The 15,347-nt window shown below is 72.0% G+C and carries 13 protein-coding genes; 8 read left to right on the forward strand and 5 right to left on the reverse strand.

Going from position 1 to position 15,347, the window contains the following annotated elements; genetic code table 11:
- Positions 1 to 264: 264 nt before the first annotated feature.
- Both ileS and AB0B58_RS38095 read left to right on the forward strand, forming a co-directional pair.
- Positions 265 to 3,384, forward strand: coding sequence for an isoleucine--tRNA ligase (ileS, locus tag AB0B58_RS38090; RefSeq protein WP_360234658.1), 3,120 nt, complete (start codon positions 265 to 267; stop codon positions 3,382 to 3,384).
- 204 nt (positions 3,385 to 3,588) lie between these two features.
- On the forward strand, positions 3,589 to 4,713 hold the full coding sequence (locus AB0B58_RS38095) for a citrate synthase 2 (protein WP_360234661.1): 1,125 nt from the start codon (positions 3,589 to 3,591) through the stop codon (positions 4,711 to 4,713).
- Here AB0B58_RS38095 and AB0B58_RS38100 read toward each other — a convergent pair.
- Positions 4,710 to 6,299 (reverse strand): methyl-accepting chemotaxis protein, encoded by a 1,590-nt coding sequence (locus tag AB0B58_RS38100; RefSeq protein WP_360234664.1) that lies wholly within the window; start codon positions 6,297 to 6,299, stop codon positions 4,710 to 4,712. The genes AB0B58_RS38095 and AB0B58_RS38100 overlap by 4 nt on opposite strands.
- Before the next feature lie 150 nt (positions 6,300 to 6,449).
- Between AB0B58_RS38100 and AB0B58_RS38105 the strand changes: the two genes are divergently transcribed.
- Positions 6,450 to 6,932: a helix-turn-helix domain-containing protein gene (locus AB0B58_RS38105; RefSeq protein ID WP_360234667.1), complete on the forward strand. Its 483-nt coding sequence runs from the start codon at positions 6,450 to 6,452 to the stop codon at positions 6,930 to 6,932.
- Positions 6,933 to 6,955: 23 nt separating this feature from the next.
- Here AB0B58_RS38105 and AB0B58_RS38110 read toward each other — a convergent pair whose 3' ends face one another.
- Genes AB0B58_RS38110 through AB0B58_RS38120 form a run of 3 tightly spaced genes read right to left on the reverse strand, consistent with a single transcriptional unit; the run spans position 6,956 to position 9,701 of the window.
- Positions 6,956 to 7,819: a DMT family transporter gene (locus AB0B58_RS38110; protein WP_360234670.1), complete on the reverse strand. Its 864-nt coding sequence runs from the start codon at positions 7,817 to 7,819 to the stop codon at positions 6,956 to 6,958.
- Complete coding sequence (locus AB0B58_RS38115; protein ID WP_360234673.1) at positions 7,816 to 8,493, reverse strand: response regulator transcription factor; 678 nt, start codon at positions 8,491 to 8,493, stop codon at positions 7,816 to 7,818. Before AB0B58_RS38115 ends, AB0B58_RS38110 begins: the two co-directional genes overlap by 4 nt.
- Positions 8,490 to 9,701 carry a histidine kinase gene (locus tag AB0B58_RS38120; RefSeq protein WP_360234676.1) on the reverse strand — a complete coding sequence of 404 codons (1,212 nt, stop codon included), beginning with the start codon at positions 9,699 to 9,701 and terminating at the stop codon, positions 8,490 to 8,492. Before AB0B58_RS38120 ends, AB0B58_RS38115 begins: the two co-directional genes overlap by 4 nt.
- A gap of 236 nt (positions 9,702 to 9,937) precedes the next feature.
- On the opposite strand from AB0B58_RS38120, the gene AB0B58_RS38125 reads away from it, so the two are divergent.
- From AB0B58_RS38125 to AB0B58_RS38140, 4 genes are all read left to right on the forward strand, one after another.
- The gene (locus tag AB0B58_RS38125; RefSeq protein ID WP_360234679.1) at positions 9,938 to 10,267 is read left to right on the forward strand and encodes a hypothetical protein; all 330 of its coding nucleotides are present in this window, start codon (positions 9,938 to 9,940) and stop codon (positions 10,265 to 10,267) included.
- 65 nt (positions 10,268 to 10,332) lie between these two features.
- Positions 10,333 to 11,559 carry a Na+/H+ antiporter NhaA gene (gene nhaA, locus AB0B58_RS38130; RefSeq protein WP_360234682.1) on the forward strand — a complete coding sequence of 409 codons (1,227 nt, stop codon included), beginning with the start codon at positions 10,333 to 10,335 and terminating at the stop codon, positions 11,557 to 11,559.
- A 156-nt stretch (positions 11,560 to 11,715) separates the two neighbouring features.
- A complete protein-coding gene (locus tag AB0B58_RS38135) occupies positions 11,716 to 12,207 on the forward strand; it encodes a hypothetical protein (protein ID WP_360234685.1) in 492 nt (163 codons plus the stop codon).
- Positions 12,204 to 13,364, forward strand: a complete 1,161-nt coding sequence (locus AB0B58_RS38140; RefSeq protein WP_360234688.1) for an MAB_1171c family putative transporter — start codon at positions 12,204 to 12,206, stop codon at positions 13,362 to 13,364. Before AB0B58_RS38135 ends, AB0B58_RS38140 begins: the two co-directional genes overlap by 4 nt.
- A 4-nt stretch (positions 13,365 to 13,368) precedes the next feature.
- Here the strand turns inward: AB0B58_RS38140 and AB0B58_RS38145 are convergent, their stop codons facing one another.
- Positions 13,369 to 13,788, reverse strand: coding sequence for a helix-turn-helix domain-containing protein (locus AB0B58_RS38145; RefSeq protein ID WP_360234691.1), 420 nt, complete (start codon positions 13,786 to 13,788; stop codon positions 13,369 to 13,371).
- A gap of 208 nt (positions 13,789 to 13,996) precedes the next feature.
- Here AB0B58_RS38145 and AB0B58_RS38150 point away from each other — a divergent pair, with 208 nt between their 5' ends.
- Positions 13,997 to 15,208, forward strand: a complete 1,212-nt coding sequence (locus AB0B58_RS38150) for a cytochrome P450 (protein WP_360234694.1) — start codon at positions 13,997 to 13,999, stop codon at positions 15,206 to 15,208.
- The last annotated feature ends 139 nt before the right edge of the window (positions 15,209 to 15,347 follow it).

The following is a 15,347-nucleotide window of genomic DNA, read 5'->3' on the forward strand; positions in this document are numbered from 1 at the left end:
CTAGAGTTCGGACCGCGAGGCGCTGATGGGGACGAGTACCGCCGCACGCAGCCAGCAGAGACCCGGGGACGGTGGAAGCCCGGGGGTGTGCGCGGCGCGAAGATCACCCCGGAGCCGCCGGAGGAAAGGCCCCCGGGCCCAGTAGAGCCGGCCGCGACCGAAGAAGAGAGGGCCGCCGCGGTCGGGCGGCCAAGGAGGGTGGTACCGCGGGGCGTGCAGCCTCGTCCCTCCGTTGGAGAACGTGCGTTCCGACGGAGGAAGACGATGTACAAGCCCGTGCCGGCCCAGGTCGATCTCGGCGCGCTGGACCACGAGGTACTGCACTTCTGGCAGGCCAACAGCGTGTTCCACCGCAGCCTCGAGCAGTCGCGGGGGCGACCCGAGTGGATCTTCTACGAGGGCCCGCCGACCGCCAACGGCATGCCGGGCACCCACCACATCGAGAGCCGCGTCTTCAAGGACGTCTTCCCGCGTTACAAGACCATGAAGGGCTTCCACGTCGCCCGCAAGGCCGGCTGGGACTGCCACGGGCTGCCGGTCGAGCTCGCGGTGGAGAAGGAGCTCGGATTCACCGGTAAGCAGGACATCGAGGCGTACGGCATCGAGCTGTTCAACGCCAGGTGCCGCGAGTCGGTCACCCGGCACACCGACGCGTTCGCCGAGCTCACCCGGCGGATGGGCTACTGGGTCGACATGGACGACGCGTACCGGACCATGGATCCCGCGTACATCGAGTCCGTGTGGTGGTCGCTGCAGCGCATCTTCGACAAGGGCCTGCTGGTCGAGGACTTCCGGGTCGCGCCCTGGTGCCCGCGCGACCAGACCGCGCTGTCGGACCACGAGCTGGCACAGGGCTACGAGCAGATCGTCGACCCGTCGGTCTTCGTGCGCTTCCCGCTGACCTCCGGCCCGTACGCCGCGAAGGCCTCGCTGCTGGTGTGGACCACGACGCCCTGGACGCTGGTCTCCAACACCGCCGTGGCGGTCAACGCCGAGGTCACCTACGTGGTGGCCACCGACGGCGACGAGCTGCTCGTCGTCGCCGAGCCGCTGCTGGAGTCCGCGCTCGGCGCCGGGTGGCGGCCGGTGGCCACCCTGCCGGGCAAGGAGCTGGAGCGGTGGACCTACCGGGCCCCGTTCGACCTGGTCGAGGTGCCGGACGCGCACATCGTGATCCTCGCGCCGTACGTCACCACCGAGAGCGGCACCGGGCTCGTGCACCAGTCGCCCGCGTTCGGCGCGGACGACCTGGCGAGCTGCCGGGCGTACGGGCTGCCGATGGTCAACCCCGTCCGGCCCGACGGCACGTTCGCGCCCGAGGTGCCGCTGGTCGGCGGCCAGTTCTTCAAGACCGCGGACGCGGCGCTGGTCACCGACCTCCAGGCGCGCGGCCTGCTCTTCCGCGAGGTCGCCTACGAGCACAGCTACCCGCACTGCTGGCGCTGCCACACGCCGCTTGTCTACTACGCGCAGCCGTCCTGGTACGTGCGCACCACCGCGGTCCGCGACCGGCTGCTGCAGGAGAACGAGCGGACGAACTGGCAACCACCGACGATCAAGCACGGCCGCTACGGCGACTGGCTGACCAACAACGTCGACTGGGCGCTGTCCCGGCAGCGCTACTGGGGCACGCCGCTGCCCATCTGGCGCTGCCCGGAGAACCACCTGACCTGCATCGGCTCGCTGCGGGAGCTGAGCGAACGCACCGGCGAAGACCTGTCCGCCCTGGACCCGCACCGGCCGTTCATCGACGAGATCACGTTCGCCTGCGACTGCGGCGCCACCGCGACGCGGGTGCCCGACGTCATCGACGCCTGGTACGACTCCGGCGCCATGCCGTTCGCCCAGTTCGGCTACCCGTACCGCAACCAGGAGGTCTTCGAGCGCAGCTACCCCGCGCAGTTCATCTCCGAGGCGATCGACCAGACCCGCGGCTGGTTCTACACGCTGATGGCCGTCGGCACGCTGGTGTTCGACCGGTCCGCGTACGAGAACGTGGTCTGCCTGGGGCACATCGTGGCCGAGGACGGCCGCAAGATGTCCAAGCACCTCGGCAACATCCTGGAGCCGCTGCCGCTGCTCGATCGCCACGGCGCCGACGCGGTGCGCTGGTTCATGGCCGCGGTCGGGTCGCCCTGGGCGTCCCGGCGGGTCGGGCACAACACCTTGCAGGAGGTGGTACGGAAGACCCTGCTCACCTACTGGAACACGGCCGCCTTCCAATCGCTGTACGGGCGCACCGCGCTCTGGTCTCCGTCGGAGGCGGACCCGGCGCCGGCCGACCGGCCGGTGCTGGACCGCTGGGTCCTGTCCGAGCTGCACACGCTGGTGCGGGAGGTCGACGCGGCGCTTGCCGCGTTCGACACGCACGAGGCCGGCAAGCTGCTGGCCGCGTTCGTCGACGACCTCTCCAACTGGTACGTGCGCCGCAGCCGCCGCCGCTTCTGGCGCGGCGACCCGGCCGCGCTCGCCACGCTGCACGAGGTCCTGTCGGCGGTGACGCTGCTGATGGCCCCGATCACGCCGTTCGTCACCGAGCGGGTCTGGCAGGACATGGTCCTGCCGGTGACCCCGACCGCGGCGCAGTCCGTGCACCTGGCGGCCTACCCGGTCGCCGACGAGTCGCTGATCGACCCGGCGCTGTCGGAGCGGATGGCGCTGGCGCGGCGGCTGGTCGAGCTCGGCCGGGCGGCGCGGGCGGACTCGGGCGTGAAGACGCGCCAGCCGCTGTCGCGGGCGCTGGCCTCGGCGCACGGCTTCGCCGACCTGTCCGGTGAGCTGCTGGCCGAGATCGCCGCCGAGCTCAACGTCGGTGTCGTGCTGCCCGTCGGGTCCGCGGGCGACTCGCTCGTGGACACGACGGCGAAGGCCAACTTCCGGCCGCTCGGCAAGCGCTTCGGCAAGCGGGTGCAGCAGGTCGCCGCCGCGGTCGCCGCGGCCGACGCGACCGAGCTGAAGGAGTCGCTGCGCTCCGGCGGACACGCCTCGGTCGTCGTGGACGGCGAGACCATCACGCTCGGCCCCGACGAGGTGATCATCACCGAGACGCCGCGGGAGGGGTGGGCCGTCGCCGCAGAGGCGGGCGCGACGCTCGCGCTCGACCTGCACCTGACGCCCGAGCTGCGCCGGGCCGGGTTGGCCCGCGACGCGATCCGGCTGATCCAGGAGGCCCGCAAGTCCAGCGGCCTCGAGGTCTCCGACCGGATCGTGCTGCGCTACACCGCGACGCGGGACGAGACGGCCACCGCGCTCGGCGAGCACGCCGGCCTGGTCGCAGACGAGGTGCTGGCCACGGACTACGCGGCCGGCGAGCCGGATTGGGCCGGCGCCGTGGCACACCGCGAGGAGACGATCGGGCTCACCTTCTGGCTGAACAAGGCCTGAGGGCGCCGCAGCCGATCGTGGCTCTGCGTCATCCCGCCGCACGCCGGGAGCCTCCGGCGTGCGGCCGGCCGCCGTCGATGATCAGGTGCTTCTCGCCGCCGACCGAGTCAGGCTGGCTAACGGGGTGTGACATTTTCCCCACTCACCAAAAGGCTACTCGGCGGTAATGTTCGACCTCCACCGATGTGTTGACCGGGAGTCACCATGCTGACCGTTCCCCCTGGCCTGGCCGGCGTCGTCGCGTTCTCCACCGAGATCGCGGAGCCCGATCGCGACGGCGGCGCCCTGCGCTATCGCGGTATCGACATCGAGAAGCTCGTCGGCAAGGTGTCCTATGCCGACATCTGGGGCCTGCTCGTGGACGGGGACTTCGGTGCCCCGCTCCCCGCCGAGGAGCCCGTGGCGCTGACCGTACGCTCGGGCGACATCCGCGCCGACGTGCAGGCCGCCATCGCCACGATGGCGCCGCTGTGGGGCCTCGGCCCGCTGATCGACATCGACGACCAGCAGGCCCGCGCCGACCTGGCCCGCACCTCCGCGACGCTGCTCGCGCTGGTCGCGAAGGGCGCGCGCGGCACGGACCTGCCGGAGGTCCCGGAGAGCCGGGTGGACGAGGCGACGAGCATCGTCGAGCGCTTCATGATCCGCTGGCGCGGCGAGCCCGACCCGCGGCACGTGAGCGCGATCGACCGCTACTGGATCTCGGCGGCCGAGCACGGCATGAACGCGTCCACCTTCACCGCGCGGGTCGTCGCCAGCACCGGCGCGGACGTACCCGCGTCCGTGTCGGCGGCGGTCGGCGCGATGTCCGGACCGCTGCACGGCGGCGCGCCGTCGCGGGCCCTGCACATGGTCGAGGCCGTCGAGCGCTCCGGCGACGCGCGGGCGTACGTCAAGCAGGTCCTCGACAGCGGCCAGCGCCTGATGGGCTTCGGGCACGCGATCTACCGTGCCGAGGACCCGCGGGCCCGGCTGCTGCGTGCGGCCGCCAAGGAGCTCGGCGCGCCGCGCTACGAGGTGGCGAAGGCGCTGGAGGACGCGGCGCTGGCCGAGCTGCGCGAGCGCAAGCCGGACCGGGTACTGGAGACCAACGTCGAGTTCTGGGCCGCGATCATCCTCGACTTCGCCGAGGTGCCCGCCCCGCTGTTCACCTCGATGTTCACCTGCGCCCGGACGGCCGGCTGGAGCAGCCACATCCTGGAGCAGAAGCGCCTGGGCAAGATCATCCGCCCGTCCGCGGAGTACGTCGGCGGCACCGACCTCGAGCCGTCCGACCTGCCGGGCTGGGAGGACGCGCTCAAGCGCAACGCCGGCCGGACCTACCTCTAGGTCCCACTGCCCGCCGGTTCCAGCCGGAACCGGTTGACGATCGCGCGCAGGTCGTCGGACATCTCCGCGAGTTGTCCGGCGGCCCGGGTCGCCTCCGTGACGCCGACCGTCGTCAGCTGCACGGAAGAGGCCACCTCGGTGATCGTCTCCGCCACCCGGCCGCCGGCCTCGGCCGCCTCGGTGACGTTGCGGCTCATCTCGTTGGTGGTCACCGTCTGCTCCTCGACCGCGGACGCGATGGTGGTCTGGAACTCGCTGATCCGGCCGATGATCTCGCTGATCTCCTCGATCGCCCCGACCGCGCCCTGCGTGTCGGACTGGATGGCCGCGACCCGCTGACCGATGTCCTCGGTCGCCCGCGCGGTCTCCTGGGCAAGGTCCTTGACCTCGCTGGCCACCACGGCGAAGCCCTTGCCCATCTCGCCGGCCCGGGCGGCCTCGATGGTGGCGTTGAGCGCGAGCAGGTTGGTCTGCTCGGCGATCGAGGTGATCACCTTGATGACGTTGCCGATCTCGGCGGACGACTCGCCGAGCTTCGCCATCACCGTTGTCGTCGAGGCGGTGACCTCGACGGCCCGGGCGGCGACGCCGGCCGCCTGGGTGGCGCTCTGGCTGATCTCGCGGATGGAGGCGCCCATCTCCTCGGCGCCGGCGGCCACGGTCTGGATGTTCGACGACATGGCCGAGGCGGAGTCGGCGACGCTGGCCGCCTGCCGCGCGCCGGTCTCGGCGCTCGCCGCGCTGTCCCTGCTGGTCGCGGCCAGCGCGCCGGCCGCGGTGTTCAGGTTCTGGGAGTGCGCGGACAGGTCGGTGACGGTCGTCCGCAGGGTCGCGGTGGCCTGCCGCAGCGCGAGGGCCATGCCACCGAGCTCGTCCTTCTGATCCACCTCGGGGTCCCTGGAGAGGTCCCCGCCGGCGACGGCGTCCAGCACCTCCGACACCCGGCGCAGCGGCGTGACGATCATCCGGGCCACCCAGAGCGCGAGCAGGACCGAGAGCACCAGGGCGAGGCACATGGTCACGATCACGGTGGTCCGCGTCTTGGTCACCGTCGCGTCGAACTGCTCGCCGGCGAGCAAGGCCGCGTCGGCCCGGGCGGTCTCCGTGGCGAACTGCTCCTCGTAGGCCTTACGCAGGTCCCGGTTCGCGCCGAAGGAGGCCTCGATGGCCGCCTCGGGGTTCGCCGCGTAGCTCTTGAACTCGGTGTCGAGCGCGGCGAACCATGCGTCGGTCCCCGATTTGATCTCGTCGATCGTGGCCTGCTCGGCGGGCGTGCCGAGGTTGCGCGCGGTGGCGAGGTGCTCGTCGACGGAGTCCTTGCGGCCGAGGGCCTCGGCCGCGAAGGACTTGTCGCCGGCGATCAGGAAGCCCCGCTCGTCGTTCGCGCCGGCCTTGGCGGCGAGCGCGGCCTCGTTCAGCGCGGTGATGTACGGAACCGCGCGGTTGAGTTCGTCGGTGCGGGTGGTCTTGAGGCCCGAGATGCCGACCAGGCTCATGATCCCGGTGACGATCATGCCCGCGATCGCGACCCCGGCCACCGTGAGCACCTTCGTCGACACCCGGCGGTTGCGTGCCCATTTGGTCAACCCGGCCAATGTTCCACCCCTTCACCCGATTCGGCGCGTCCACTCCCTGTTCGGCCCGAGTAGCGAACGGCTGACCGCGAGGGTGCAGAAATATTGCAAATTTTTCTTGGCCAGGAGATCTTGGGGGGCCGGCCCCCGCACCATCGGTGCATGGCTTCCTCCACTGAACCGGCACGTCTCGGCGACGCCGGGGTGATGCGGGCCCTCGCCCACCCGATCCGGCTGCGCATCTTCGCCCTGCTCTCGGAGACCGGACCGGCCAGCGTGAGCGCGCTCGCCGGCCAGACCGGCGAGTCGACGGCCTCGGTGAGCTACCACCTGTCGCAGCTGGCCCGGTTCGGCCTGGTCGAGGAGGCGGTCGAGGCCCGCACCGGCCGGGAACGGCCCTGGCGTGTGCAGCACGGGCCGCACCGGGACCGGGCCGGCGCGGCGGAGGCGCCGCCACCGGCCGCGCACGCGGAGGAGCGGATCCACCTCGGCGACGTCGGGCATCTGACGGCCGCCGAACTCGCCGCCGTGAGCGCGCAGATCAGGGCCGTGCTGGCGGGCTACCGCCGCCCCGATCCGGCGGACCGGCCGGCCGGGGCCCGGCGCGTCTCCTTCTTCGCGTACGGCCTGCCGCACGACGGCTGACGCGCCCTGCGGCCGGACCGGCCTCAGCTCGGGCAGTGCTGTGCCGTGCTGCTCGCCGGCATCCTCGGCCTGGCCTGGGCGCGGGTCAGCAGGCTCACGCCCACCGCCGCGGCACCCGCGCTGACCACCGCGATCAGGGCACCCACCCCGCCGCCGGTGATCCGCTCGCCCAGCAGCACCATGCCGATCGTCGCGGCCGCGACCGGGTTCGCCAGCGTGCTGACCGCAAGCGGGGCGCCGAGGCCGCCACGGTACGACCGCTGGGTGAACAGCGTCCCGGCCGACGCCAACACCGCGATCGCCAGGCCCGCGACGGCGACTGTGGGATTGAGCAGCGCGGAGAGGCCGTCGCCGGTGAGGTGCACCGTCACCGTCTGGGTCAGCGCCGACGAGACTCCGAACGAGACGCCCGCGGCGGCCGCCAGCCAGAGACCCGAGGCGCCCGGCACCGCGCCCCAGCCACCCAGGGTCGTCAGCACCACGGCGGCCGCCATCAGCAGGCCGAGCAGCTGCGCGCTGCTCAGCGCCGCGATGCCGTTCGTCGTGCCGGCCACCAGCAGGATGCCGATCAGGCCGGCCACCGTCAGGACGATGCCGCGCCCCTCGACGCGGGTGACCGCACGCCGGGCGATCACCGCGGCCACCGGGACGGCCATCACCAGGGTGAGCACGCCGAACGGCTGGACCAGGGAGAGCGGGCCGAATCGCAGCGCGACCACGTGCAGGGCCGCGCCGGCGCAGTTCAGCGCGATCGCGAGCCACCACAACGGCATCCGCAGCAGCACGCCGATCGGCCGCTGTGCGAGCCGCTCCTGCAGGACCGCCCCGCCCGCGTAACCCGCGGCCGACGCGACGCAGAGCAGGACCGCGGCGATCGGCACGCTCACGGCTGCTGCGCCCCGGGCCGGACCAGACCGCTCTGGTACGCGATGACGACCAGCTGCGCCCGGTCCCGTACCCCGAGCTTGGTCATCGCACGGTTGATGTGCGTCTTCACCGTCAACGGCGACAGGTACAGCCGCTCGGCGATCTCGTCGTTCGACAGCCCGTACGCCACCAGCGCCAGCACCTCGCGTTCCCGTTCCGTCAGGGCGCCCAGCTCCAGCGCCGCCGGCAGCGCGCTCGGCACCGGCTGGCTCAGGAAACGGCTGACCAGACCGCGGGTGGCGGCCGGAGAGAGCAACGACTCCCCCGCGGCCACGACACGGATCGCGCGCAGCAGTTCGGCGGGGTCGACGTGCTTGCCCAGGAAGCCGCTGGCGCCGGCGCGCAGCGCCAGCACCACGTTGTCGTCGTTCTCGAAGGTCGTCAGCACCAGCACCCGGACGCCCGCCAGGTCCTCGGACTCGGCGATGCGGCGGGTGGCCTCGATGCCGTCCATCTCCGGCATCCGCAGGTCCATGAGCACGACGTCCGCGCGCTCGGAGCGGGCCAGCTCGACGGCCTCGCGGCCGGTGCCCGCCTCGCCGACGACCTCGACACCGGAGTCGGGCTCGACGAACATCCGGAAGCCCGCCCGGATCAGCGGCTGGTCGTCGGCGAGCAGGACGCGGATGGTCATGAAACGACCCGCTCGAGGTCGGCGGCCGGCAGCTCGGCGCGGACCGCGAACCGGCCGTCGTCGCCCCGGCACGCGGTCAGCGCGCCGCCGGTGGACGCGGCGCGCTCGCGCATGCCGACGATGCCGTAACCGGAACCGGCCCGCGTGACACCGGGCCGCACCGGGTTGGTGATCTCCAGCGTCACGCCGTCCGACGCGTAGGACACCGTGAGCCGGGCGGTGCCGTCGCCGTACTTCTGCGCGTTGGTCAGCGCCTCCTGTGCGATCCGGTAGGCCGCGAGGTCGACAAGCACCGGCAGCTCCCGGGACTCGCCGAGCGGACGGTGATCCACCAGCAGGCCCGCGGCGGCGAGATCGTCGAGCAGCCCGCCGAGGCGCGCCAGCCCGCGGGTCGGCTCGGTGGCCGGGGCACCGGCGCCGTCCAGGTCGTCGGAGCCGCGCAGCAGCCCGACCACGGACGCGATCTCCTTGAGCACCGCGTCCGACGAGCGGCTGATGTGGTCCAGCGCCGGTGCGACCTGCTCCGGGCGGTGCGCCAGGATGTGCTTCGCGCCGGTGGCCTGCACCTTGATGACGGCGATGTGGTGTGCGACGACGTCGTGCAGCTCGCGGGCGATACGCACCCGTTCCTCGACCACGCGGCGGCGGGCCTCCTCGTCGCGGCTCTGCTCGGCGCGCCGGGCGCGCTCCTCGACCTCCGCCACGTACGCCCGCCGGCTGCGGGCGGCGTCGCCGACCGCGGTGGCCATGCCGACCCAGGCGAGCGCGCCGAGGTTCTCCGGCGCCCACCACTCGCCGCCGCCCCAGGCGACCCCCGCCAGGTACAGCGCGACGCCGATGCAGCAGGACGTGGCCCAGACCGTCCGCCGGTCGTTGCGGCTCGCGAAGGTGAACAGGAGCACGACCGCGGCGACGATCAGGACCGGCTGCCGCTCGTGGTCGAGGGCGACGAGCGCCACCCAGGTGAGCGCCACGACGATCAGGGCCGGCCGGGTCCGCACGCGCCGGGCGGACACCGCCAGGAAGGCGACGGTTATCGCGACGGCGTCGGCGACGCCGGGCGCGCGCGGCTGCTCGCCGTGCGCTCCGATGCGCAGTCCGGCGATCGCGGAGGCCGCCAGGAACAGGCCCAGCGCGACGTCGCAGAGCAGCGGATGGCGGTGTATCGCCAGCCCTGCCCTCGTCTCGCGCAGGCCGCCCATCTCCATGACGATCACGTTACGCGCGGAGCGGGCCGCCGGACGTCGTCCCGGGGCGGTAAGAACGTGACGTCGCATACCGCCGTCGCAGTACGCGGATCCCGCCACCGCCGGGCAGGCCCAAGCGCCTGTTTCGTAAGGGGGGTCGAGGCGAGGCGGAGTCCAGGTGTCGTCTGGGTGTGCGCCGGAATTGCCCGGATACCGGTGTTGTATCTGGGCAATTCCGGCGTGCGGGCGAGGCGCGGATGGACTTCAACCTGCCGGAGGTGCCGCCGGGCTTCAAGCAGGCCCTCGAGGACGCCCTGAACGCGGAGGTCGCGGCCGACCGCAGGATCGTCGCGCGGGTGCTGTCGCGCGCGGAGGCGCTCGCGATCCCCGACCTGGTACGCACCCAGGACGCGCTGCCGCCGCTGGACAACCCCGAGATCCGGGTGGTGGACATCGTCGGCCTGGACGTGCAGGCCGACGGCGGCACCCACGTGGCCTCGACCGCACAGGTCGGCCGCGTCCAGGTGGTCAAGGTCGAGAGCAAGGGCTGGCAGAACCGGCGGGTGCGGATCAAACTCGCCGCGTGACTCCCGCGAGCCGATAGGGTCGGATCAGGTCAGGTACGGCGAGAAGTCTGATCCGGAGGCCGAAAATGTTCCTCTTCGGGCGTGGTACCTGGTCCGAGACCCGTCGCATCGGCGACCTGCTGCGCACCGAGACCACCGGCGGGATGCTGCTCCTCGTGGCCGCGCTGATCGGCATCGGCTGGGCGAACTCGCCGTGGAGCGCCGCCTACCGCAGCCTCAGCACTCTCCACCTCGGCGGACTCACCCTCTCCGAGTGGTCGGCCGACGGCCTGCTGGCGATCTTCTTCTTCGTCGCCGGGCTGGAGCTCAAGCGGGAGTTCGTCGCCGGGGACCTGCGCGACCCGCGCCGGGCGGCCCTGCCGGTGGTGGCTGCCGCCGGCGGGATGATCGTCCCCGCCGTGATCTACGTCCTGATCAATCTGAACAGCGGCGCGCTGGCCGGATGGGCCACGCCGACCGCGACGGACATCGCCTTCGCCCTGGCGGTCCTCGCCGTCATCGGCACGCACCTGCCCGCGGCCCTGCGCACGTTCCTGCTGACCCTCGCCGTGGTCGACGACCTGCTGGCCATCATAATCATCGCGATCTTCTACACGTCGTCGCTGCACGCGCTGCCGCTGCTGCTCGCGCTGATCCCGCTGGCGCTGTTCGGGTTGCTCGTACAGCGCGGAGTCCGCAGGTGGTGGCTGCTGCTGCCGCTGGCGGCGGCGACCTGGGTGCTGGTGCACGAGTCCGGCGTGCACGCGACCGTTGCCGGCGTCCTGCTCGCCTTCACGGTGCCGGTCCGCAGGTTCGGGCTCGCGGAACACTTCGAGCACCGCTTCCGGCCGCTGTCGGCGGGCTTCGCCGTGCCCGTCTTCGCGTTCTTCGCCGCCGGCGTCTCGGTCGCCGCGGCCGGCGGACTCGGCGCCAGCCTGCGCGACTCGGTCACCATCGGCGTGATCGCCGGCCTGGTCGTCGGCAAGACGGTCGGCGTCACCGGCGCGACCTGGCTCGTGCAGCGCTTCACCCGGGCCCGGCTGGATCCGGGCCTGAGCTGGTGGGACGTCTTCGGCGTCGCCCTGCTCGGCGGCATCGGCTTCACGGTCTCGCTGCTGATCGGCGAGCTCGCGTTCGGGTACGGAACCGTCCGCGACGGGAACGCGAAGATCGGCGTCCTGCTGGGCTCCGTGCTGGCCGCCCTCCTCGCGGCGATCGTGCTGCGGGTGCGCAACCAGCACTACCGGGAGCTCGTCGCCGAGGAGTCGGTGGACTCGGACCACGACGGAATTCCGGACGTGTATCAGCGCTGAGCGGCCCCGGCGATGGCATCGACTGTCTACTATCGACACGATCGCAACTTGACCCCCGTGCCGCGGTGTGCCGAGTTCGGTAGCGCCGCCGATTGTTGTCGATACAGCGAGTAGCCTTGGCGACCGGACCTAGATCGGGGGAACTGGGTGAACCGGATGCGCAGGCGCTGCGAACGCCGACTTCAGAACATCACGATCCCGCGACCGTTCGATCTGGACACCTTCTGCGCGGTGGTCGCCGCACACCGCGGCCGCCGGCTGATCCTCCAGCCCATGCCCGGACTCGGCGCCGGCGCGCCCTGCGGCTTGTGGATCTCGGTTCCGGCCGCCGACTACGTCTTCTACGACCCCGAGACGTCCCGGCTGCACGCCGAGCACATCGTCCTGCACGAGCTCGGCCACATGCTCAGCGACCACACCACGGGCATCGACGTCGGCGGCGGCACCCTCGCCCGGCTCGTGCCCGACCTGGACCCGAGGACGGTCGAGACCATCCTGGGGCGGGTCAGCTTCACCACCACGCAGGAGCGCGAGGCCGAGATGCTCGCGTCGCTGATCCGAGCCCGGTCCGGACCGGAGCCCGTCGGCGACGACCGGCCCGGCGGCACCCTGGGCCGGGTCTCCGACGTGCTGAAGCTCCGGTCTTGAACGGCACGCTCACCGCCACCGTCCTCGTCCTGCTGTGGGGCACGGTCCTGGCCCGCGTGCCGACGCTGTGGCGTGACGCACAGCAGCGGGCCCTGTGGGCGACGCTGGCCACGCTGGCGCTGGCCAAGACCGCGGCGACGCCCGGCGTCAACGCGCTGCTCGGCGACCTGGTCCGGCAGCCGCAGACCCTTCCGCACCTGATCGGCGTGGCAACGGCGTACTTCCTGCTCCGCTTCATCTCGCTGATCACCGACTTCGCCGCCGCCCGGCCGCGCGCGGCCCGCTGCCAGCTACTCCTGGCCGGCACGGTGATGGCGCTGCTCATCGTTCTGATGAACGCGACGCCCGGCGGCATCAGGACCCGGGGTGCCGAGCTGACGAGCACGGCGGCGGAGCCGGCCGCGACGGCGTACTGGGTGGTGCTGAACGGCTATCTGGGCACGGTCCTCGGCGTCGCGACGGTGCTGTTCTGGGGGATCAGCCGCTCCGCGACGTCCGGCCCGCTCCGCCACGGGCTGCGCGCGATCGCGACCGGCACGCTCCTGGTCGCCCTGTACGCGGCCCTGAAGACCGGGCTGATCGTGGCGCAGGGCTTCAGCCCGGCGATGTCGTTCGGCGCAATAGAGCCGGTCGCCAACGGTCTGCGCGCCGTCGGCACGATCCTGGCCGTCATCGGCGCGGCCGTGCCGGCCGGCGGAAAGCTGGCCTCGATCATCGGGTCCTATCGCGCACTCTGGGCGCTTCGTCCACTGTGGCGGGTGATGCGAAAGACGTTCCCGGACGTGATCCTCTTCTCGCGCCGTCGGGCCCTGGTCGAGCTGGCCGGGGTCGACGACGTCCAACTGCGGCTCTACCGCCGGGTGATCGAGATCCGGGACGGCATGCTGACGCTGCGCGGCTACCTGCCGGCCGGCACCATCGCGGACGCGCGGGCCTTCGTCGGCGACCGCCCGGCGCTCGTCGAGGCCTGCGGCATCGCGTTCTCCCTGCGCAGGCACGGCTCCGGCCTGCAGCCGGTCGTCGACGGCGACCGCTGGGCGGAGGTTGGCGGCGAGATCACCGACGAGGTCGCCTGGCTTGGCGCGGTCGCGGCGGCCTTCCGCCGCAGGGAACCGGCCCTGTTCGCCCGCCGGCGGGACGCGACGGTGGCCGACTGACCGCTCAGCCGCCGTTCCGCCCGCGCTCGCGTTCCAGTTCCCAGACCTTGCGCACGAGCTCGCAGATCGTGTCGCGGCTGCTCGGCGAGACGTCCGCCGCACGCAGCGCGATCTCCGTGACCCCGGCGTCCCGCAGCGTGCCGAGCAGCGCCAGCTGACCGTCCACCTTGTCCGCCTCGGCATCGTCCAGAAAGTACGAGACCCCTACGCCGAAGAACGTGGCCAGGCCGGTCAGGTGCTGGACCGTCGGGTTGTCTCGACGGCCGGTGCGGAGCTGCCAGATGTAGGTGTGCGAGATCGGGATCCCCTGCTGGGCCCGGATCGCCTCGGCGACGGCCATGTAGCTGACCTCGCCCTGGCCCGGGGATCGGACCTGCTTGAAAAGCCGGTCCAGCTTCTCGGCGATGGAGAACCCGCCGGGCACACGCACTCCCCTCGTCGCCGAGCAAAGATGGGACATGCGGATCATACTGACGAAAACCGGCCGCCGCACCGATGCCCATGAGCAGCCGAAGCTGCACATCCCCCGATGTGAGGGCACCGCCGAACGACCGTAAACTCAGATTGATGACACCCGGTCCGAGCGTAAACTAATCACCCTCACCGCTCAAGGCGCCGGTATCCTCTTCAATGTGACGGACATTGTGGAGAGTCTTGAGGCAACGACGCTGCTCGATGAGCTGACCCGACTGCCGGGCCGCGAGGATCCGTACCCGCTCTATCGGCGACTCCGCGAGATCTCGCCGGTCGTACGCGCCGGGGACGGCGCGCTCGTGCTGACCCGCCACGCCGACTGCGTCGCCACCACCCGGCACCCGAAGCTCGGGCACCTGCCGTCGCACATGATGGAGTTCGTCCGTCCTGACTGGGCCGACCACCCCGCGCTGCACCAGCTGTTCACGAGCGTCCTGCTCAGCAACCCGCCGGACCACACCCGGCTGCGCCGCCTGGTCAGCTCCTCCTTCACCGCCCGGCGCGTGCAGGCGCTGCGGCCGCGGATCGCCCAGATGGTCGAGGACCTGCTGGAGCAGATGAGCGGCGAGGTCGACTTCGTCCAGGCGCTGGGCTTTCCGCTGCCGGTCAGCGTCATCGGCGAGCTGCTCGGCATCCCCGAGCCGGACCGGGCCCAGTTCCAGACCCTGGTTCGGGACTGGACCCAGGTGCTGGAGGTGATCACGCCGGAGGTTCTCGAGACCGCGGACCCGGCGGCCGCGACCATCCGCGAATACCTGGCCGGCCTGACGGCCGAGCGCCGCCGCAACCCCGGCGACGACCTGATCAGTGCGCTGGTCGCCGCCGAGGAGGACGGCGAGAAGCTCACCGAGGACGAACTGGTCACCATGGCCGCCCTGCTGTTCGCGGCCGGCTTTGAGACGACCACGAACCTGCTCGGCAACGGCCTCGTCGCGCTCCTGCGCAACCCGGACCAGCTGGAGTCGCTGCGCCTGCAGCCCGGCCTGGCAACCAGCGCGGTCGAGGAGTTGCTGCGCTTCGACACCCCGGTGCAGCTGCTCACCCGGGTGGCGTGGGACGACGTCGAGATCGCGGGCGTACCGGTGTCGGGCGGCGAGCGGATCGTGGCGTACCTGGGTGCGGGCAACCGCGACCCGGAGCGTTTCGCCGACCCGGACCGGCTCGACCTCGCCCGTCCGGACAACGCGCCCCTGTCGTTCGGCGGCGGCATCCACTTCTGCCTGGGAGCGCCGCTGGCCCGGCTGGAGGCCCAGCTCGCGATCCCGGCGCTGCTGGCCCGTTTCCCCCGGCTGGCCCTGGCCGGCGATCCCGGCCGGCGCGACAGCCTGGCCATCCGCGGCTACACCAGCATCCCCATCTCGGTCGGCTGAGCCGGCCGCGGGAATAAGAACGCCGCTGCGAATTCCACGGGGGAAGAACTCGCAACGGCGTCGTAGGAAAGAGTATCGACCACGGCGGTTGTTGTCCATCCGTAGCGTCGATCATCGCGTCCGAGCCGAAACTCCGATG

Origin of the sequence: Actinoplanes sp. NPDC049118, assembly GCF_040648555.1 — a bacterium.
Classification (GTDB): Bacteria; Actinomycetota; Actinomycetes; order Mycobacteriales; family Micromonosporaceae; genus Actinoplanes.